Raw genomic sequence first — 19,838 nt, forward strand, 5'->3', positions numbered from 1 at the left:
TCAGAGCGGGATATTGTCGTGCTTTTTCCAGTGCTTGGCCACGCGCTTGTTGCGCAGGCTGGCAAAGGCGCGGGCCACGCGGCGGCGGGTCGACTGGGGCATGATCACCTCATCGATGAAGCCGCGCTCGGCCGCCACGAAGGGGTTGGCAAAGCGGTCCTCGTATTCCTTTGTGTGCGCCGCGATCTTGTCAGGATCGCCAAGATCCGCGCGATGGATGATCTCGGTGGCGCCCTTCGCGCCCATCACCGCCACTTCGGAGGTCGGCCAGGCGTAGTTGATGTCGCCCTTCAGGTGCTTGGAGCTCATGACCACATAGGCGCCGCCATAGGCTTTGCGGGTGATCACGGTCACTTTCGGCACGGTTGCCTCGCCATAGGCAAAGAGCAGCTTCGCGCCATGCTTGATGACGCCGTTGTACTCCTGCGTGGTCCCAGGAAGGAAGCCAGGCACGTCCACGAGGGTCAGGATCGGGATCTCGAAACAGTCGCAGAACCGCACAAACCGCGCGCCCTTGCGGGCGCTGTCGATGTCGAGCACGCCTGCCAGCACCATGGGCTGGTTCGCCACGACGCCAACGGTCTGGCCCTCGAGGCGGATAAAGCCCGTGATGATGTTGCCCGCGAAGTCGCGCTGGATCTCGTAGAAATCGCCCTCATCGGCGATCTTCGTGATCAGTTCCTTCATGTCATAGGGCTGGTTCGGATTGTCCGGGATCAGCGTGTCGAGGCTCTCTTCCACCCGTGCCGGGTCGTCGAAGAACGGCCGGACCGGCGGCTTTTCGCGGTTGTTGAGCGGCAGGAAGTCGATCAGGCGACGCGCCTCGGCCAGCGCCTCCACGTCATTTTCAAACGCCGCATCGGCCACGGAGGATTTCTTGGTATGGGTGCCTGCGCCGCCGAGTTCCTCAGCGGTGACCACTTCGTTGGTCACGGTCTTCACCACATCGGGGCCGGTGACGAACATGTAGGAGCTGTCCTTCACCATGAAGATGAAGTCGGTCATGGCAGGCGAATAGACCGCGCCGCCCGCACAGGGGCCCATGATCAGGCTGATCTGCGGCACCACGCCCGAGGCGTCGATATTACGCTGGAACACATCGCCATAGCCCGCGAGGCTGTCGACACCCTCCTGGATCCGCGCGCCACCGGAATCGTTGATCCCGATCACCGGCGCGCCGGTTTCCATGGCCATATCCATGATCTTGCAGATCTTCTTGGCGTGGGTTGCGGAGACCGAGCCGCCCAGCACTGTGAAGTCCTGGCTGAAGACATAGACTTGACGGCCATTCACCGTGCCCCAGCCCGTGACGACGCCGTCGCCCGCCGGTTTCTGGTCCTGCATCCCGAAATCGGTGCAGCGATGGGTGATGAACATGTCGAACTCCTCAAAGGAGCCCTCGTCCAGCAGAAGTTCAATCCGTTCCCGGGCGGTCAGTTTGCCTTTGGCGTGCTGGCTGGCGATCCGCTTCTCGCCCCCACCCAGGCGCGCGGCTTCGCGGCGCTGGTCGAGCTCGTGCTGGATATCTTTCATCAGGTCATTCTCCGTCTCGATTTGGCGCTGACCCTAGGGGGAGGGAAATGTGCTGCAAAGCAGAATCCGGAAAATTTGCAAACTTTGTGAAATAATTGAATTGCGAATTGCAAAATAGCATATACAGGCGTGGAGATTTCCGTTTTCACGTGTATTCCCAAGAAGATAAAGGATGCCAGCCGCACCCACGGCCACGCAAAGAACAGAAAGCACGGCACCGCCCCGGTATAATTTTTGCTCAAACGTGGAGCAGTTTGCGCAATACGTGACAATTCGCCCCTGCAGAGGATGCACAACCCCTCTGCACCAGTGCAGTGGACTCTCCCCCATTCGAGGCATAGCAGGGATCTATGCCTCCGTCGCTCCAGACCCGGTTCCTCAACCGCAACACCCCGCCTCATATCACCACGCTGGTGCTTATGGCGGGGATTGCGGCTTTGACGATGAACGTATTCCTGCCCTCCCTGCCGGGGATGACGGCGTATTTCGCCACCGATTATGCGGTGATGCAGCTGTCGGTCTCGCTCTATCTGATGGCGACGGCGGTTCTGCAACTGGTCGTTGGCCCCCTCTCGGACCGCTACGGGCGGCGACCGGTGCTCTTGGTCTCCACGGGGCTTTTCGGCCTTGCAACGCTCGGCGCGCTCTATGCGCCGAATGTCGAGGTTTTCCTGGCCTGCCGCATGGCGCAGGCGATCATCGCCTCCGGGCTCGTGCTTAGCCGGGCCATCGTGCGCGACATGGTGGGACAGGCCGAGGCCGCCTCGCTCATCGGCTATGTCACCATGGGCATGGCGCTGGTGCCAATGATCGGCCCGGCCATGGGTGGCGCGCTGGATGAGGCCTTTGGCTGGCGGGCGAGCTTCTGGCTGCTGCTGGCCTGCGCGGTCGGGCTCTTTGCGCTGATCTGGGCGGATCTGGGCGAGACCGCCAAGACAACATCCGCCAGCTTCAAGGCGCAATTCGCCGAGTACCCGGAGCTTCTGCGGGCGCGGCGCTTCTGGGGCTATGTGGCGGCGTCGGCCTGCGCCTCGGGCGTATTCTTCGCGTTTCTCGGCGGCGCGCCCTATCTCGGATCCGAGGTGTTCGGGCTGACCCCGACCACGCTCGGCATCTATTTCGGCGCGCCCGCCTTTGGCTACATGACGGGGAACTTCCTCTCGGGGCGCTACTCGCAAAGCTTCGGGGTCAACCGGATGATCTTCTGGGGATCGATGATCACGACCGTGGGGATGAGCCTGTCGATCCTGATCTATGCCCTGGGCCTGACCCATCCCCTGACCTTTTTCGGCCTCGTGACCACCGTGGGGCTGGGCAATGGCATGATCATCCCGAACGCTATCGCAGGCACGCTGTCGGTACGCCCTCATCTGGCGGGCACGGCGAGCGGGCTCGGCGGGGCGATCATGGTGGGCGGGGGCGCGGCCATGTCCGTGCTGGCCGGCGTCATCCTGCCCCTGGGCACGGGACCCTATCCGCTGCAGATCCTGATGGTGATCACCTCGATCGGCTCGACCCTCTCGGTGATCTACGTCATGCGCCGCGAAGGGCAACTGGCGCAGGATGCGCAGGACGCCGAGGCCTGACGCCCCTCTGGACCCCGGAGTTTGCAAATACTAGACAGGTGTTAGCAAACATGCGGAGCGGCCATGGCCACCCAGAAACTCTATGCCGGTGCCAAGCTGCGCGAGACCCGCACGGGGCTTGGCCTGACCCAGAAGCTCTTCGCCGAGAAGCTCGGCGTCTCCCTGCCCTATCTCAACCAGATGGAGAACAACCATCGCCCGGTCTCCAGCACGGTCTTGCTGGCCCTAGCGCAGGAGTTCGGCTTCGACGTCACGCAGCTCAGCACCGGGGAGGCGGAACGGCTGGTCACCGATATGCGCGAGGCGCTGGCGGATCCGGTCTTCGGCGAGGGCGCGCCGCCCTTGGCCGATCTGCGGCTGGCCGCCTCGAACGCGCCTGCCCTGGCGCGCGCCTTTCTCGAGCTGCACCGCACCTATCGCCAGACCCATGAACGCCTTGCCTCGCTGGACGAGGCGCTGGGGCGCGAGGGGTCGAGCCTGCAGCCCTCCCCCTGGGAAGAAGTGCGGGATTTCTTCCACTATTGCGACAATTACATCGATGCCGTGGATCGCGCGGCTGAGCATATCGCGGCTCAGATCGAAGGCGATCTGGAGGCGGGCGCGCGCCGCCTGCTGAGCCGCAAGGGCCTCGCCGTGCAGTATCAGGACATCCCAGAGCTGCGGCAGTTCAATGACCGCTCCGGCGTGCTGACCCTCTCGACCCGGGCCGCAGCACCCACGCGGCGGTTTCAGCTCCTGGTGCAACTGGGGCTGGTCGGGCAGAACGAACTGCTCGAGGCGACCCTCGATCTCGCCCGGTTCCAGACCGAGGAGGCCCGCGCCATCGCCAAGCTGGGTCTGGCGAATTACTTCGCGGGGGCGGTCCTGCTGCCTTACCGGGAGTTTCAGGCCGCCGCCGCCGAAACCCGCCACGATCTGGAGCGGCTCGCCGACCGCTTCGGCGCCTCGATCGAGCAGGTCGCCCATCGTCTCTCGACCCTGCAACGACCGGGCGCCAAGGGCGTGCCGTTCTTCTTTGTGCGGGTGGACCAAGCCGGGACGATCACGAAACGCCACTCGGCCACGCGGCTGCAATTCGCGCGCTATGGCGGGGCCTGCCCGCTTTGGAACGTGCACCAGGCGTTTGAGACGCCCGGGCGGTTCCTGCGACAACTAGCCGAGACCCCGGACGGGGTGCGCTACCTGTGTCTGGCGCGCGACGTGTCAAAGACCGGTGGCAGCTGGGGCGCGCCCACACGGCGCTACGCCATCGGGCTCGGCTGCGAGCTGCGCCATGCGCCTGCGCTGGTCTATGCGGACGGGCTGGATCTCGGGCAGGATTTCGAGCCGATCGGGATCTCTTGCCGGATCTGCGAGCGGCGGCAATGCCACCAACGCTCCGTCCCACCACTGGAACGGAAGATCAGCGTCGATCCCAGCCTGCGCGGCACCCTGCCCTATCAGATCGATACGGCCTGAGCCGGTCAGACGGCGGCCGTCAGCATCCCATAGATCTCATCCTTGAGCTGCATCCGGCGGCGGCGCATCTCATCCTCGGCGGTGGGCGAGACGGCCTCGATCCGCTCCTCGGCCCGGTGCACCGCGCGATTGACGTCGTGATACTCCGTGCAGAGCTTGGCGAAATGCGCGTCCGAACTGCGCAGCTGCGAAATCAGGTCCACCTTGTCCGGAAACTCTTCGGCCAATTCATGCGGCGTGTGAGACATCCATCCACTCCCTTTCCTGTTATGCCCACCCAGCCTAAGCCGCGCGCGTTCCGCGACCTTGATCCCCGTCAAACAGGGGCGGAAATCTCAGGTCTTTGTGTCGGAAACCGACGGGGTGATGCCGGCCTTGCGCAGCCGCGCCTCGCGCCAGGACAGAAAGGAGATCGCGGCCACGATCAGCCCGCCGCCAAGGATGACATAGCTGTCGGCGGCCTCGCCAAAGACCAGCGCGCCGAGGGCCGTGGCCCAGATGAGCTGCAGGAAAGTGACCGGCTGCGTGACCGAGAGGGGCGCGGCCTGGAAGGCGAGCGTCATGGTGTAGTGCCCGAGCGTGGCGAAGCAGGCGACGCCAAAGAGCACGGCGAGCTGCAAGGGGCTCGGCGTCACCCAGACCGCCAGCGCGAAAGGCGCCAGCCCCAGGGACACGGTGATCGAGAGCCCGGCGACGACGACGCTCGGCGAAACATCCGCCACCAGCCGCTTGGCCAGCAGGTAGCTGATGGCAAAGCCCAGCGCCGTGCCCAGCATGGCGAAGTGACCGGGCGAGAGTTCGCGAAAGCCCGGGCGCAGGATGATCAGCGCGCCGATCAGCGCCACGCAGATCGCGGCGATCCGGCGAAAGGCCATCCGCTCCCCGAGAAAGAGCGCGGCGCCGATGGTTACATAGACCGGCGAGAAATAGTTCATCGCCGTCACCTCGGCGATGGGGATCTGGGTCATGGCAAAGAACCAGCAGATCACCGCGCCTGTATGGACCACACCCCGGGCTGCAAAGATCCCCAGATCCTTGCGCGGGATCCGGGTCCGCAAGAGCGTGCCGAGCACCGGCAGCACGAAAACGAGACCTAGGATGTAGCGGAGAAAAGCCGCCTGCGCCGCCGGAACGTCCGAGCCGATGGACTTCACCAGGGCGGTCACCGCCACGAAACTCAGCCCGGTGGCCACCATCCAGAAGATGCCAGCAAGTGGCCTGGGTTGCGTGCTTTCCATGGGCGAGGCGTGCCATGAAAGCCCGGGGCGGCGCAAGGCCGCTTGGCGTGCCGGGCTACTCGGCTTGACCCGCCGCGAAGCCCGAAACCATCTCGGCCACAGTGGCCTTGTATTGCCGCCGTGCGGGCTTGTTGAGCTCGTCGATCCGGTGGCCACCGCCCTTGATGAGACGCACGGACATCTCGGCCCCGGCGGCCTCCATCATCTGCACCGTTTCCTCAACCGAGCGGGCATTGTGCTGGGACACGCCCTTGGTGCCGACGCCGCCCTGGGCAGGCTGGTTCTCATCCTCGGTGCCGTGCAGGTGGAGGATCCGCAGACCACTCAGATCCGCGTTGCAGGCCGGGATTGCCGGAGTGCCGGAGATGGCGATCACCCGTTTGGCCAGCCTGGGACGCTCACAGACCAGTTTATAGGCCATCATCGCGCCGTTCGAATGGCCGACAATCGTCACGCGCTCCGGATCCGTGATGCCCTCGGCCACAAGCCGGTCCACCAGCCCCGACAGGTACTCCACATCCCGGGCGGTGGTATCGAGCATCCCCCGCCCCTTCAGCCCCGCATTCCAGGCGTTCATCCCGCCCTTACGGGTCACCAGTGGCCCCTGACGGTTGAGCTTCAAACGCGACCCTGTGGGGTAGAGCACGTTGAACCCGAACCGCTCCGCCGCCTTGTCGAGCCGGAGCGTGTCATACATCTTCTCGCCGCTCTGAAACCCGCCATGGAGGACCATGACCAGCGGCGCGGCCTCCCCCGCCACGCTTTTGGCACGGTAGAGGAGTGCATCACGTCCCTCGCTCTGGATCTCGCTGAGATTGCGCGCCGAAGCGCCCGCAAGCCCGAAGGTCACGACGCTGAGCAGCGCCAGGAAAATGGATTTGATCAGGGCTCTGAGAAGGGGGAAGCGTCGTCTCCGCGCCATTGGGCTGTCTCCGTATCCGGGGTCGGGGCGCTAAAGGCCCTCGGCGACCTGCGCGCCCCCAAGGAGCAGCTTGGCCGCCAATCCCCACATGGTGAGTGCGATCACGAGATCAAGGATCTGCCAGGATCGGGGCTTGGCAAAGACCGGCGTCAGGAGCCGCGCACCATAGCCCAGCGCAAAGAAGAAAAGCGCGCTGGCGCAGGCCGCACCGATGCCGAACGCCGCCTCAGCCCCGGGAAAGCGCGTCGAGAGCGCACCGAGCAGGATCACCGTGTCGAGATAGACATGAGGGTTCAGCCAAGTGAGCGCGAGACAGGTGATCAGGGCCGCGCGCAGCCCGCCTGCCGTCCCTTCGGCGGGCGACAGGGTCGCGCCCCCGCGCAGGGCGTCCCGGAAATGCTTGATCCCGTACCAGATCAGAAAGGCTGAGCCCGCGATGACAAAGGCCGGGGCAACGCCGGGGAAGCGTTCTGCCATGATCTCAAAACTGCTGACGCCCAGGGCGATAAGCAGGGCATCGGACAGGGCGCAGGTCAGGCAGATCGCGAAGACATGCTCGCGCCGCAGCCCCTGTCGCAGAACGAAGGCATTCTGTGCCCCGATGGCGAGGATGAACTGCGTGCCGATCAGAAACCCGGCACCGGCGGCGGCAAGATGGGTGGGCATGACGGGAACTCTGGGCGGGAACTCTTTGGGGCGAGGCGACAGGCCTAGCCCGGACCGACCGCCGGGTCCAGCGCTCTTTGCCGGCGCCAGATCTCGAACGCCGCGAGATAGGGGACATAGAAGGCAAACATCTGGATCTGGTCGAAAAGCCCGGTGAACTCCTGTGTCGAGCCCCAGCCGCCCGTGACCGCATACCAGAGCCCGTAATGGATCCGGTAGATCCAGGAGGCAAGCGCCAGCAGGATCAGCCGGATCGCCCAGTCGCGATGTTGCGAGATCCGGCGGGCGCGGGCATGACGAAAGGTCTGGGCTGCCGCCCAGAGCATGAGGAGGCCATAGAGCGCAAACCCCGCGGACATGAGCGACCCGCCGATCGTGCCCACGCGCGCAATGAAGACCAGCCCGCCCAGGGCCGTCAGCCCCGCAGCGGCCACAAGGATGCGTCCCAAGCTTCGGTGCAGGCCCGGCCAGCGCCGGCGCAGGGCTGGCAGGGCCTGCACGAGCACCAGCGCCGTCAGCCCTGCCCCGCTCAGCATGTGCAGCGAGAGCGCGGTCTCAGCTCCCCGGGCGCCCGTAGAATAGAGGTAGCTCTCGGCGCTCAGATCCTCCGTCAGCCCGCGCCAGCCGAAGAGGGCCGCATAGACCGCGAAGGGCAGCGCGAGCAGCCAGATCAGTCCCAGCGCGCCGATACGCAGCCAAGCGGGCGCGGTCACAGGGGCCAGACCAGCAGGATCATCGGCACCGAGACCGCGACGATCAGGATCTCAAGCGGCAGGCCCAACCGCCAGTAATCGCCAAAGCTGTAGCCGCCGGGCCCGAGGATCAATGTGTTGTTCTTGTGTCCGATGGGCGTGAGGAAGGCCGCCGAGGCCGCCACGGCCACCGCCATCAGGAACGGGTCGGGCGAGGCGCCCAGAACCCGGGCCATCTCGATCCCCACAGGGGCGGCGACGATGGTCGTGGCCGTGTTGTTGAGCACATCCGACAGGGTCATGGTCACCACCATCAGCACCGTCAGGACCACCCAGCCCGGCAGGCCCTCGGTCAGACCCAGAAGCCCTCCGGCCAGAAGCTGCGTGCCGCCGGAGCTTTCCAGCGCGGCCCCGAGCGGGATCATCGAGCCCAGCAGGACTACCACCGGCCATTCGATATGGGTATAGAGCTCGGCCACGGGCAGGATCTTCAGCAGGACATAAGCCATGGCCACCAGCCCCAGCGCCACGGGCAGATAGACGAGCCCAAGTGCGGCCGCCGCCACCGCTCCGGCAAAAAGGCCGATCGCCGCCCATGTCTTGGCCCCTTGGGTCACTCGCGCCCCGCGATCTGCCAGGGGCAGCACACCGAGCCAGTCGAGCACCTCGTCTTTCGCTTCGGAGGGCACGAGCAGAAGCAGGATATCCCCCGCCTCGATCTCGGTCTTGCGCACCTGCTTGGTGATCCGCGCGCCCTTGCGCGCCACCCCCATCAGGACCGTGCGCTGCCGCCAGGCAAGGCCAATCGCCTGGGCGCTTCGCCCGGCGATGCGCGCGGTGTCGGGCACCACGGCCTCCACAAAGCTCACCCCGCTGCCATCATCCTTGAGCGCGTCCAGCCGCTTGGCATCGGAGAAGTCGAGCTTCAACGCCGTACGGAACTCATCGAGCGGCTCCGGCTGAGCCTCCAGCACCAGCGCATCTCCGGCAGCGATCTTCAGATGCCGCGCCGCGAAGCGCCGCTTGCCGTCGCGGATTACCCCGAGGATCGCCACATCCGCGCGCTCCGCCTCATCAAAGAGATCGCTCAGGGGTTGGCCGATCAGCGCGCTGTCTTCGGGGACGGTCAGCTCGGCGATGTAGTCGGCGAATTGCTCCAGCCCCGCGCCAGGCTTGGCCGCACCTTCTCGCTGCGGGATCAGCCGCCAGCCGATCAGAGCGACAAACGCCATGCCCGCCAGTGCCGCCACCCCGCCCACGGGCGCGAAGTCGAACATGCGGAAGGGGGTGCCGACCGTCTCTTCGCGGATCGAGGCGATGATGATGTTGGGCGGTGTCCCGATCAGCGTCGCCATCCCCCCGAGGATGGTCGCGAAGCTGAGCGGCATGAGGCTGAGCCCCACCGCCCGCCCGGCCTTGCGCGCCGTCGCAATGTCCACGGGCATCAGGAGGGCCAGGGCCGCCACATTGTTCATGAAGGCCGAGAGCACCGCCCCCACCGCCCCCATCATCGCGATATGCGCCCCCAGCCCGCGCGACGCATCCACCAGTGTCCGCGTGATCAGGAGCACCGCGCCCGAGCGCACCAGCCCCGCCGAGACCACCAGTACCAGCGCCACCACAAGCGTGGCCGGGTGGCCAAAGCCGGAGAACGCCTCCGCCGTGGGGACCACGCCCAGCACAACCCCGATCAGCAACGCCGAGAAGGCCACGATATCATAGCGGATCCGCCCCCAGAGGAGCATCCCGAACACCACCCCGAAGAGCGTGAAGAGCACGATCTGATCAGACGTCATCGGGCGTCCTTGGCGAGAAAACGAAGCGGCTCACAGATGGGGCCCGCGCGGGCGGCGCCCGTCTTCCTGCATCTTCTCGATGGTGCGGACCGTGTTCGGCATAAACCGCCCGCGCGGCTTGGCCTCGGCCCACCATTGCCGCGCGCCCGGAGGCGACAAAAGATCGAGAAAGAGGTTATGCACCGCGATCTCCAGGTCTCGCATCTGCGACGGGACCGTGCCGCTATGCTTCTCGAAATTGCCGATGATGTGGATCTCCTGCTCCAGGTAGTGGCCGTAGGAGAGCTTCTCGGCCTCGGTCAGGCTGGTGTAAACCGCATTCCCCCGCACAACCAGATCAGCCATGGCAGGATCATTGGTCGTCGCCTTGAAACTCGTCAGGCTTTCCAGCAGGTGGCGCCAATTGCTCAACCCGGTCTCGCGGTTCTGGATCCGCAACTCGAAGGCGAGAAAGAGCAGCGAAGCGATGACCCCCGCCGCGGCGATCAGGTCGGCTATGGCAGCGAGCTGGGCAAGCATGGGGCGCGGCTCCGGGTTGTTTCGCGTTCCGCGAGCTTAGCGCCGCTGCGGTGGTCCGAGCAACACGCCCGTCCCGCGCGCGCGAGCCTGGGACACGACCGACGACCCCCACGCCGCTGCGCGCGAGCCGCCAGCTCGTCGGGGCTGCATGGGCCCGGCGTCCCGCCAAGCCCTGTCAGCGCCCGGGCAGCCTTTGGTCAAAACCCGCGCTGCCCCCATTGCCGATCCCTATCCAAGTGCGCTATCTCAGCGCTCAACTTCGATTGAGACCATCCGGGGAGCGTGCCATGGCAGGCCATTCAAAATGGGCAAACATCCAGCACCGCAAGGGCCGGCAGGACAAGCTGCGCGCCAAGCTGTTTTCGAAACTGTCCAAGGAGATCACCGTGGCCGCCAAGATGGGCGACCCGGATCCCGACAAGAACCCGCGCCTGCGCCTCGCGGTGAAAGAGGCCAAGGGCCAATCCGTGCCCAAGGACGTAATCGAACGCGCGATCAAGAAGTCCCTTGGCGGCGAGGGCGAGAACTATGACGAGATCCGCTATGAGGGCTACGGGCCCGGCGGCGTCGCGGTGATCGTCGAGGCGATGACCGACAACCGCAACCGGACGGCCTCCACCGTGCGCTCCACCTTCTCGAAGAATGGCGGCAATCTGGGTGAGACGGGCTCCGTGAGCTTCATGTTCGAGCGCAAAGGCCAGGTCAGCTATCCGGGCGATGTGGGCGATGCGGACACGGTGATGATGGCCGCGATCGAGGCCGGCGCCGAGGATGTCGAAAGCGAGGAGGAAGGCCACATCATCTGGTGCGCCGACACCGACCTGAACGATGTGTCCAACGCGCTGGAAACCGAGCTCGGCGAGAGCGAGAGCACCAAGCTCGTCTGGCGCCCGACCACCACGACCGAGCTCGACCTCGAAGGCATGCAGAAGCTGATGAAGCTCCTCGATGCCTTGGAGGAAGACGACGACATCCAGAACGTCACCGCCAATTTCGAAGCCTCTGACGAGGTGATGGCCCAGCTCTGAGCCAACCTGAACAACGCTTGCAAAACCCCGGCTTCAGCTGGGGTTTTTTCGTTTGGCAAACCGCTGGGCAGGTCGCAGGTCCTATGGTCTAGTGAAGAAGGTTTCAGTCAAAGGTATTCGCAAGCATGGAAACCGAACACTGGGCCCTGTTGGTGGCTGTTCTGGCCCTGCTGGGTTTTGACGGCAAGAACGGATGGCGTTTTCTCAAGTGGCTGGCCCGCGGAGGAAAGCCAGCACCACTGCCACCGCCGGTCCCAGTTGAAGTCGTCCCTGCGGCTCCGCAAAGATCCGAATTTCCGGCAATAGCGATCCATACGGATCGAAAGGTGATCGGGCGCGACGAAGACCTGACAAGACTTCGAACCGTCCTCGCCAGTGGTAAGGGAGCTCAAATCACCTCGGCGGGTGCAGTGCTCAGGGGCGAAGGGGGTCGGGGCAAGACCACGCTGGCGCGCCACTATGCCGAGCAGATGGGGCCGAGCTATGATGGCGGGTGCTGGGTGCCTGCGCAGACCCGCGAGGGGGTGTTCGATGCGCTCGCCACCTTTGGCACGCTCGCCTTCGAGCTGCCCGCGCCGGAACCGGTGGGCGCGGCCCATATCCACGCCGTGCTCGACAAGATCCAGAACAGCAATGCACGCCTGCTCTTTGTGTTTGACAACGTCCACGGCACCGAGATGAAGACCGCAGAGGAAGGCACCTTCACCTATGCGGATCTGCGCCCCTTTCTGCCCCAGGGCGACAAGATCCACCTGATCCTGACCACGCGCGCGGGCAGCGGGTTTGACGGGTTCGACACGATCCCGCTCGATGTGCTGGCCTATGACGGCCCGGACAGCGCGGCGGTGAAGCTGCTTTTGCAGGAGGCCGGACAGGCAGACGCCGATGCCGAGACCCGCGTGGTGGCGCAGGGGCTGGCGGCGAAGCTGGGGGGCCTGCCGCTGGCCCTGACCATTGCCGGGGCACTGGCGCGGGAGGGAGCCAGTTTTCCCGAGCTGGCCGAGCGGATCGGAGAGATCCTCGCCGCCGATCTGCCCAATGGCGACTACCCGGACAGCATCAGGGCGGCGGTGCAACTTTCCCTCGCCGGACTTAGCGCGGATGCCCGCGCCCTGCTGGACGTCGCCGCGTGGTGGGCGCCGGACAGGATCTCGGTGCGGCTTTTTTTGGATGCCCCTGAGGGCGACTGGTGGGAGATTTGCAAAGACGTCATTCCTGAAGAAGTCCAGTCTCTCGTGGCGGACCCGGTCCGTGTGCGCACAGGTTTGCGGGCGCTGCGGGACCGGTCGCTTTTGCAAGGCGGGGCCGAGCTGTCCCTCCACCGCCTGACAGCCTCCGTCCTCCGGTCACAACAGGCAGGCCAGGGTTGGACAGAGGCGCAATCAGCCGCTGTTCTGTTGAAGGCTTGCTATCCCGGGGGCACGAAAGATCCGCAAAACCCTCATCACTGGGCGGAATCCCGTCAACTGACGCCCCATGTGCTCGCCCTTTGGGACAAAGCGGAGGAGCTCTGGGAAGGAGATTGGAAGGAGCCGGACTGGTCGGCCATGGACGCATTGCTTAACCAATGCGGTATCTACTTGAGGACTCAAGGTGATCATCCCGAAGAGCTCCGTTGTAACCGGGCGAGCCTGCGCTTGAAAGAAGCACGTTTGGGGGAGGATTCGCGGGACGTCCCGCGCGCCCTTGGCAACCTGGGTTTGATTTTGTCGAGGCTCGGAGAGTTCGCCGAAGCAGACGCTCTGCTCACCCGTGCGGTCAAACTTGACGAAACCTATCGCGACCTGAGCGCCGAGCTCGCGGGCAGCTATCTCAAACGCGCGAATTTGGAATTCGAGCGTGCGGAGCACGGGCAGAAAGCGGATTTCGAGGCTGCGGAGTGGGACATCGTTCGCGCGCGCGATATCTCTGAATATCTCGGCGACACCGCAAATGTTGCCCGAGGGTGGAACAACCTGGGCTATCTGCGGCGATTACAACAGCGCGCGCAGGAAAGCGCAGAGGCCGATGAGACGGCCCTCGAAACGCTCCGCTCCCTGCCAGATGCCAACCCGGTGGATCTCGCGGCCTATGCGATGAATTCTGGTTCGACGCGATTGGAAGCCGGGCAGGCAGGGACAGCGGAGGGATTGTTGCGCGAGGCCTATCAGATCTACTGCGAGATCTTTGCGACGCGGCCCGACCACCAATACCTCAAAACTTCCGCCGGTTGGCTGACTTCTTGCCTGCTGACGCTCGTGCGCGCTGGGGATGATCCAGAGGGGCGACAACGGGAGGCGCGCGAGATTTGCGCGCGGCACCGTCTCGACTTCGAAGAGATTGAAGCCGCCGCTGTTCAACTACCCATCAGCCCGCCGAAGTAACCCTTCCCCGCTCCTTGGGAAGCTTCGTGTCTCTCTCGCGGGTCTTCGAGCGCGGGTTCTCGGAGTGCTGATACAGGGCGATAGCGGTGGCACGCAGCCGTAGGACGCGCGCATTAGATACGTTCGAGGTGGCATCCGGGTGTTCGAAGAAGCTGAGCGGTGGAAACAGCGTTTGAGCCAAAGTCACTGCCGCCTCAAGCTCAGATAGATCCAGCCCCAGCGCGCTTGCAATCGTTTCTCGGGCAGTGAGGTCATGAACCTGTCTTTGCGAGGAAGAAACGACCAAATCTCTGCCGACGTAGAACGATGCGTCAGCGTGGATACGCGCCACTGGCTGGGTCGAGGCTATGGATCAGCCAGTCCGACACCATGGACTGCATGCATGGTCGCTTCAGATGCGCATAACGGGCCACAAGGCAACTTGCTTTTCAGGAATGCGGTGGCATTCGCGACGGGCGCGCGCTGCTTCTGACGCGGCGGCGCCCTGCGGGATCAGACCATGTCGTCCGGGAAGAACCCGCCATCGGCGATGAAGGTGTTGTAGAGCCGTTCGAGGTCCGTCACGCCGTAGAATGTCACCGAGCTGCCATTGTCGAAATCCAGCCGGATGCTGTTGTTGCCGACGGTCGCGTAGTTCTGTTCCAGCTCAGCGAGGGACGGAACACTGTCGCCCACGAGCGCGGCATCGATGAAATGCGCATCATTATAGATCTCTTCCCCGCCGAAGACGCGGTCATCGCCGAGATCTCCGGTAAAGTAAAAGACATCCGTGCCGCCCTTCCCGATCATGATGTCATTGCCGAGATTGCCGAAGAACGTATCGGACTGCTTGCCACCGATCATGATGTCGTTGCCTTCGCCGCCATCGGCCCGCAAAGACGCGCTTTCGATCTCCTCATCCACGCGGATCCGGTCTCGGCCAGCGCCGCCATAAGCTTCCACGCGGCTGCCCTGCGCGATGATCGTATCTCCGCCATTGCCGCCGAAGACAAAATCGTCCTTCCCGCCCAACAGCTCATCCCGGCCCCGCAGCCCGTAGATCCCGTCGATCTCGCCCTCCGTGCCCGAGAGCTCATCGCCAAAGAACGGGCGCACCGGGTTCTCATCACCCACCACGGAGTTCTCGAAGAGCAGGCCGAGATCCACCGCATCGCGCAACTCGCGAGTCATCTCGGCAAGGTCCGCGACCGCCTCATTCAAGGGGTCCGTCAGATCGGCGAGCAGACTGTTGAATTTCGAGTTCAGATCATTGATCGCCTGTTGGATCGGGTTGAACGGCGACAGGAGATCGGCGAGCAGATCATTGATCGCGTCGTCAATGCTGCCAAGGCTCAAGCCAATCGCATCAAGCGCAATGTTCACAAGCTCGGTTATCCCATCCACGATGAATTCTGCGAAATCACTAATCGCGTTCAGAACGTCGAGCGCACTGAACCCGAAGAGCTTGATCCCGTCGAGCGCGTCTTCCACATCTTTCAGAAGATTTGAGATCGGATCAAACACCTTTTCCAACGCGCGCTTCAGGCCGGTCGCAACGCTCGTATCCGGCATCGCGTCGGCCAGCGCATCTGCGGCCGTTTCCGCCAGCGCCGCCACTTCGCTGATCCCGTTCAGAACCTCATTGCGCAGGGCGACATACTCATCCACCGCCTCGTTGAACCCATCAATGCGCGATGGCAGACGGAAGGACCCGCCGCCCGGATAGAAGGGCTGATCGCCAAAGCTGGCCTCAAGCCGCGCGGCCTCATCCTCGGCCACGATGAACGCCGTGGCCGCCAGCGTGACGGTCGTGTTGGCCAGAGAGATCGCCTCCTTGCCGTCCTCAACCGCATCGCGGACCGGGTTCAGCTTGGTGTTGATCTGGTCCATGGTCGTCTTGGAAGTAGAGATCGAGGCCTTGAGCCCCTTGGCCGCGCTGTCAAAGGCTTTCACCGCCGTGCCGATGCCGAATGGCAGGTTTTTCAGCACATTGATCACCGAGGTCGGGATCGACAAAGCACCACTCGCACTGTTCAGCGCAGAGGAGATGGTCGCGGGGACGCCGAGAAACGCCTCCACCGCGTCGAGGGCATCGCCCACATCCACCGTCGCGGTTTGAATGGTCCCGAGATCGCTCTCGATGACCGCGACGTTCTCCAGGTAGCGTGTCAGTTGCAGCATGTCTCAACCTTCCCTTGCAGTCTTGGGCATCGGGCTGAAGGGCCGCGGCGCCGTGTACTGATACTTTCTTGCGATCATCCCCAGAGCGAGAACGGCGCGACGAAGGAGCCGCCCCGGTCCATGCCCAAAGGTCAGACCAAAATTATGTCGTCCACCAAGTCCTGAGCATCGATCCCCGCCACGATGACGCGCGCCCCGTCCACGGTAACCGTGGTGTTACCATTCCGCTCGGACAGAAGGCTCTCGGGGATCGCGTCGCCCGCATTGGCGCCCGCGACGAGATCGGCCTCGATCAGAAGCGAGTCGAGATTGTCTTCGAAATCCGTGACGAACTCGAACCCCGAACCCGCAAGAATAACGAACTTGTCTGCCTCTGTACCGCCGCTGAGGATGTCAAAGCCACGGCCACCTAAAACCGTATCCTTGCCTTTGCCACCGGAGACATTGTCGAAGCCAAGTCCCCCATCCAGCAAGTCGCTTCCGCCATCCCCCTCGATAACATCACGCCCTGCCCCGCCATAGGCTTCGTCGTTGTCAGCGCCGCCGGAGAGGGTGTCATTGGCCAACCCGCCGAAAAGGAAGTCATTGCCCTTGCGTCCCATGAGCGTGTCATCGGCGCCAAGACCGAACAGCGCGTCCTCTCCATCCGTGCCATCCAGGAAATCCGCGACAGCTTCGCCGCCTGCATCCCCTTCAACACGGTTTTCGAAAAGACTGCCCAGATCGACCACATCGCGCAGATCCTCGACTATGGTGGTCAGGTCATCCACCAGCCCATCGACCAGCCCGTTTAGCGTGTCGATCAGCGGATCGGCGAAGGCCAGCAGGTTGTCCAACGCGTCCAGGACCGGCTGGAGCGGCGTCAGCAGCAGCTCTTCCAGATCATCCGCAAGCCCGCCAAGGTCAATCCCGATGAGGCCGAGCACATCCGAAATTACGCCTTCGACGAAATCCTGAACCACCTGAAGCTGATTTCCGAGCTCCTCAAGGATCCCGCAGATATCCACAACGACCGCCGGGATGGTGAAGCCCGGGGTGATGACTGCGGGGATGGTGATCCCGGTCCCGGGGACCAGCACGCCGAAGACATAGACCGGCGGGATGACGATCTCTGGCGTGATCACCACCGGCGGCACGACAATCTCGGGCGTCACCTCGAAGACGACGCAGAGCGCCTCCTCGATATCCGAGAGCGCATTGGCAATGGGCTCAAAGACCGTGTTCACCGCGTCGAGCACCTCATCGACAATGCCCAGATCCGGCAGCAGCGCCGCCAGATCATCAGCGGCCTTGTCCAGCGCGGCCGCGGCGGCCTGCACCGGGGCCAGAAGGGCCTCCTGCGTGTTGAACCAGGCATCCGCTGCGGTTTCGTATTCGGCAATCCGCGCGGACAGCTCAGAACCATCATAAATGGTCTGGGTGCCGAGGCTCACGGACAAAAGCGCCGCCTCATCGAGGCGGAACGTATGCTCCACATTGAACCCGGTCAGAGCGATGCCCGCGGCCTCGTTCACATCCGAGAGCACATTCACCACCTGGCGCAGAGGCGCCCAGGCATCGTCGAGCGCGCCCATCGCGTCGGCCTGAACCTCGATCTGGTCAGAAGTGAACGCGGAAATATTGTCGATGGTCTTCACGGCGCTGCCAATCACGGGCGCAAAGCTCAGGGGCACGATCAGCACGTCAGGCAGATCCAGCGCGTTGGCCGGCACGCGCAGCTTGTCCTCAAGCTTGCCGGGGATCTCGAGAATGAAGTTCAGTTTTTCCAGACCAGAGCCAAGCGTTCCGGAGGCGTTGGAAGCGGTGACGATATCGTCGCGCACCCGGTTGACTGTCGTGAGGTAGCCGGTGGCCGTGGTCATAATGAAGTACCTGTGCTGAACATGACGGGGAAGCGTGTAATGCACAAAAAAGAAGCAAGCGTTTGCGCGACATTACGCCGAGACCTTGCGTCAAAGCAATAAGTCGCTGAGTTTACCCCCCGTTTACTTCCACAAAATTGCGTCTAAGCGGGGATTGATCGCGCGAGAGAGTTTTGCCTGCGCCGTAAGACACGCGGGCCGTGTCCGGTTCAGAGCGGCCAGATAAAGGGGATGACCGCGCTGGCCAGGATCCCCGTGCTCAGGTTCAGCGGAATACCAACCTTCATGAAATCCGTGAAGCGATAGCCGCCCGGGCCAAAGACCATCATGTTGGTCTGGTACCCGATCGGTGTCGCAAAGCTCGCCGAGGCCGCCACCATCACCGCGACGACCAGCGGGCGCGCATCCACGCCCAGGGCCTCCGCGAGCCCGATGGCGATCGGTGTGACCACGACAGCCACCGCATTGTTCGACACGAGCTCGGTCAGCACCGAGGTCAGCAGATAGATCGCCCAGATGATCACGAAGGGCGGCAGTTGCATCAGCCCCGGCGCCACCGCATTCACGATCAACGCCACCGCGCCGGAGGCATCGAGGGCTGCGCCAACGGCCAGCATGGCAAAGATCAGCGCCAGAAGGCGGCCATCGATGAAGGAAAACGCCTCCTCCGCGTCGATGCAGCGGGTCAGAAACACCACGGCCACAGCGACAATGGCCATCATCAGGATCGGCGCCACGCCCAGCGCCGAAAGGGTCACCACCCCCACCAGCGCGGCCAGCGCAATCGGTGCATGACTCCGGCGATAGGCCCGGGCCGAGGGCTGGGCGATATCCACCAGCCCCACATCCGCGGCAAGGCGCTGGATATCCTCCGGCGCCCCTTCGAGCAGCAGTGTGTCGCCCACCCGCACCACCAGATCATCGAGCTGCCGTCCGATATTCTGGTTCCGGCGGTGCACAGCCAGCGGATAGACCCCGTAGCGCCGCCGCAGGCGCAGCTGCCCAAGCGACCGCCCCACGAGCCCGCAACCGGGCGTGATCAGCACCTCGACCGTCGTGGTCTGGACCGAGCTCAGCTTGTCGACCCCGGGGCCCATCGCCTCCGCCGTCTCGACCGAGCGCGAGGATTTCAGGCTCAGCAGTTCCGCCATTTCCGTGCGCAGCACCACGCGGTCCCCGGCCTCCAGCGCCACATCGCTCAAGTCACGGCGCAGGGAGGCATCTCCGCGCAGCACGTCGATCAACCGCACGCCATCGCGCTTGAAAAGATCGACGCCTCTTGCCTGCTGTCCGATCAGAGGGCTATCCTCGGGGATCGCGACCTCGGTGAAGAACTTCATCTTGGATTTGTTCGACAGAAGCATCGCCATGCTGTCGCGATCGGGCAGCAGTTTGGGCCCGAGCACCGTGAGGTAAATCATCCCCCAGATCACCACGATCAGGCCAAGGGGCGTGACCTCGAACATGGAGAACGCCTCCAACCCATTGGCGCGCGCCACCCCGTCCACCAGCAGGTTGGTCGAGGTCCCGATCAGGGTCAGCGTCCCTCCCATAATCGCCGCATAGCTGAGCGGGATCAGGATCTTCGAGGCCTTGATGCCAAGGGTTTGGCTGAGCTGGACAAAGACCGGGATCATCACCACCACGACGGGCGTGTTCGACACCACCGCCGAGGAAAACACAACGAAGCTGATCAGCACCACGATGGACATCTTGGGCCGCTCTTCGGCGCGCTTTTGCGCGAGAGACGTGAACCAGTCGAGCGCGCCCGTGCGCACCAGCGCTCCCATCACGATGAACATCGCCGCGATGGTCCAGGGCGCCGGGTTCGACAGCACGTTCAGAGCAGCGTCATAGGGCAGGATCCCCAGAACCAGCAGAACGGTCGCCCCGCCAATGGCCACGACCTCGGTCGGGTAGGTCTCGCGCAGAAACAGCGCGAACATCGCGATGACCACCGAGAGGGCAATCAGGGCGTCCTGGGTTGGCGCAAGGCCGAGATCGATCATGGGGCG

General features: G+C 64.0%; 15 protein-coding genes. 4 read left to right on the forward strand and 11 right to left on the reverse strand.

What is annotated here, in order from left to right:
* Positions 1-1,533, reverse strand: a complete 1,533-nt coding sequence (locus ACP153_RS02910; RefSeq protein WP_424969470.1) for an acyl-CoA carboxylase subunit beta — start codon at positions 1,531-1,533, stop codon at positions 1-3.
* A 350-nt stretch (positions 1,534-1,883) separates the two neighbouring features.
* Here ACP153_RS02910 and ACP153_RS02915 point away from each other — a divergent pair, with 350 nt between their 5' ends.
* Both ACP153_RS02915 and ACP153_RS02920 read left to right on the forward strand, forming a co-directional pair.
* On the forward strand, positions 1,884-3,119 hold the full coding sequence (locus ACP153_RS02915) for a multidrug effflux MFS transporter (RefSeq protein ID WP_424969471.1): 1,236 nt from the start codon (positions 1,884-1,886) through the stop codon (positions 3,117-3,119).
* A 63-nt stretch (positions 3,120-3,182) separates the two neighbouring features.
* Complete coding sequence (locus ACP153_RS02920) at positions 3,183-4,577, forward strand: helix-turn-helix domain-containing protein (RefSeq protein WP_424969472.1); 1,395 nt, start codon at positions 3,183-3,185, stop codon at positions 4,575-4,577.
* A gap of 5 nt (positions 4,578-4,582) precedes the next feature.
* On the opposite strand, the gene ACP153_RS02925 is transcribed toward ACP153_RS02920, so the two are convergent.
* The 7 genes from ACP153_RS02925 to ACP153_RS02955 all read right to left on the reverse strand — a co-directional run bounded on the left by ACP153_RS02925 (position 4,583) and on the right by ACP153_RS02955 (position 10,410).
* Positions 4,583-4,825, reverse strand: a complete 243-nt coding sequence (locus ACP153_RS02925) for a YdcH family protein (RefSeq protein WP_424969473.1) — start codon at positions 4,823-4,825, stop codon at positions 4,583-4,585.
* 87 nt (positions 4,826-4,912) lie between these two features.
* Positions 4,913-5,815 (reverse strand): DMT family transporter, encoded by a 903-nt coding sequence (locus tag ACP153_RS02930; protein WP_424969474.1) that lies wholly within the window; start codon positions 5,813-5,815, stop codon positions 4,913-4,915.
* Between the two features lie 55 nt (positions 5,816-5,870).
* Positions 5,871-6,737 (reverse strand): alpha/beta hydrolase family esterase, encoded by an 867-nt coding sequence (locus ACP153_RS02935; RefSeq protein ID WP_424969475.1) that lies wholly within the window; start codon positions 6,735-6,737, stop codon positions 5,871-5,873.
* A 30-nt stretch (positions 6,738-6,767) separates the two neighbouring features.
* Positions 6,768-7,403 carry a LysE/ArgO family amino acid transporter gene (locus tag ACP153_RS02940; RefSeq protein ID WP_424969476.1) on the reverse strand — a complete coding sequence of 212 codons (636 nt, stop codon included), beginning with the start codon at positions 7,401-7,403 and terminating at the stop codon, positions 6,768-6,770.
* 44 nt (positions 7,404-7,447) lie between these two features.
* Positions 7,448-8,116, reverse strand: a complete 669-nt coding sequence (locus tag ACP153_RS02945; RefSeq protein WP_424969477.1) for a DUF2306 domain-containing protein — start codon at positions 8,114-8,116, stop codon at positions 7,448-7,450.
* Positions 8,113-9,891: an SLC13 family permease gene (locus tag ACP153_RS02950; protein ID WP_424969478.1), complete on the reverse strand. Its 1,779-nt coding sequence runs from the start codon at positions 9,889-9,891 to the stop codon at positions 8,113-8,115. Before ACP153_RS02950 ends, ACP153_RS02945 begins: the two co-directional genes overlap by 4 nt.
* 30 nt (positions 9,892-9,921) lie before the next feature.
* The gene (locus ACP153_RS02955) at positions 9,922-10,410 is read right to left on the reverse strand and encodes a hypothetical protein (RefSeq protein WP_424969479.1); all 489 of its coding nucleotides are present in this window, start codon (positions 10,408-10,410) and stop codon (positions 9,922-9,924) included.
* Between the two features lie 287 nt (positions 10,411-10,697).
* On the opposite strand from ACP153_RS02955, the gene ACP153_RS02960 reads away from it, so the two are divergent.
* Complete coding sequence (locus ACP153_RS02960) at positions 10,698-11,438, forward strand: YebC/PmpR family DNA-binding transcriptional regulator (protein WP_424969480.1); 741 nt, start codon at positions 10,698-10,700, stop codon at positions 11,436-11,438.
* 125 nt (positions 11,439-11,563) lie between these two features.
* Complete coding sequence (locus ACP153_RS02965; RefSeq protein ID WP_424969481.1) at positions 11,564-13,801, forward strand: tetratricopeptide repeat protein; 2,238 nt, start codon at positions 11,564-11,566, stop codon at positions 13,799-13,801.
* A 492-nt stretch (positions 13,802-14,293) separates the two neighbouring features.
* On the opposite strand, the gene ACP153_RS02970 is transcribed toward ACP153_RS02965, so the two are convergent.
* From ACP153_RS02970 to ACP153_RS02980, 3 genes are all read right to left on the reverse strand, one after another.
* On the reverse strand, positions 14,294-15,961 hold the full coding sequence (locus ACP153_RS02970; protein WP_424969482.1) for a calcium-binding protein: 1,668 nt from the start codon (positions 15,959-15,961) through the stop codon (positions 14,294-14,296).
* A 131-nt stretch (positions 15,962-16,092) separates the two neighbouring features.
* Positions 16,093-17,823 carry a calcium-binding protein gene (locus tag ACP153_RS02975; RefSeq protein WP_424969483.1) on the reverse strand — a complete coding sequence of 577 codons (1,731 nt, stop codon included), beginning with the start codon at positions 17,821-17,823 and terminating at the stop codon, positions 16,093-16,095.
* Positions 17,824-18,032: 209 nt separating this feature from the next.
* Complete coding sequence (locus ACP153_RS02980) at positions 18,033-19,832, reverse strand: SLC13 family permease (protein WP_424969484.1); 1,800 nt, start codon at positions 19,830-19,832, stop codon at positions 18,033-18,035.
* Positions 19,833-19,838 lie beyond the last annotated feature (6 nt).

This window comes from Dinoroseobacter sp. S76 (assembly GCF_049801095.1).
Taxonomy (GTDB): Bacteria; Pseudomonadota; Alphaproteobacteria; order Rhodobacterales; family Rhodobacteraceae; genus Dinoroseobacter.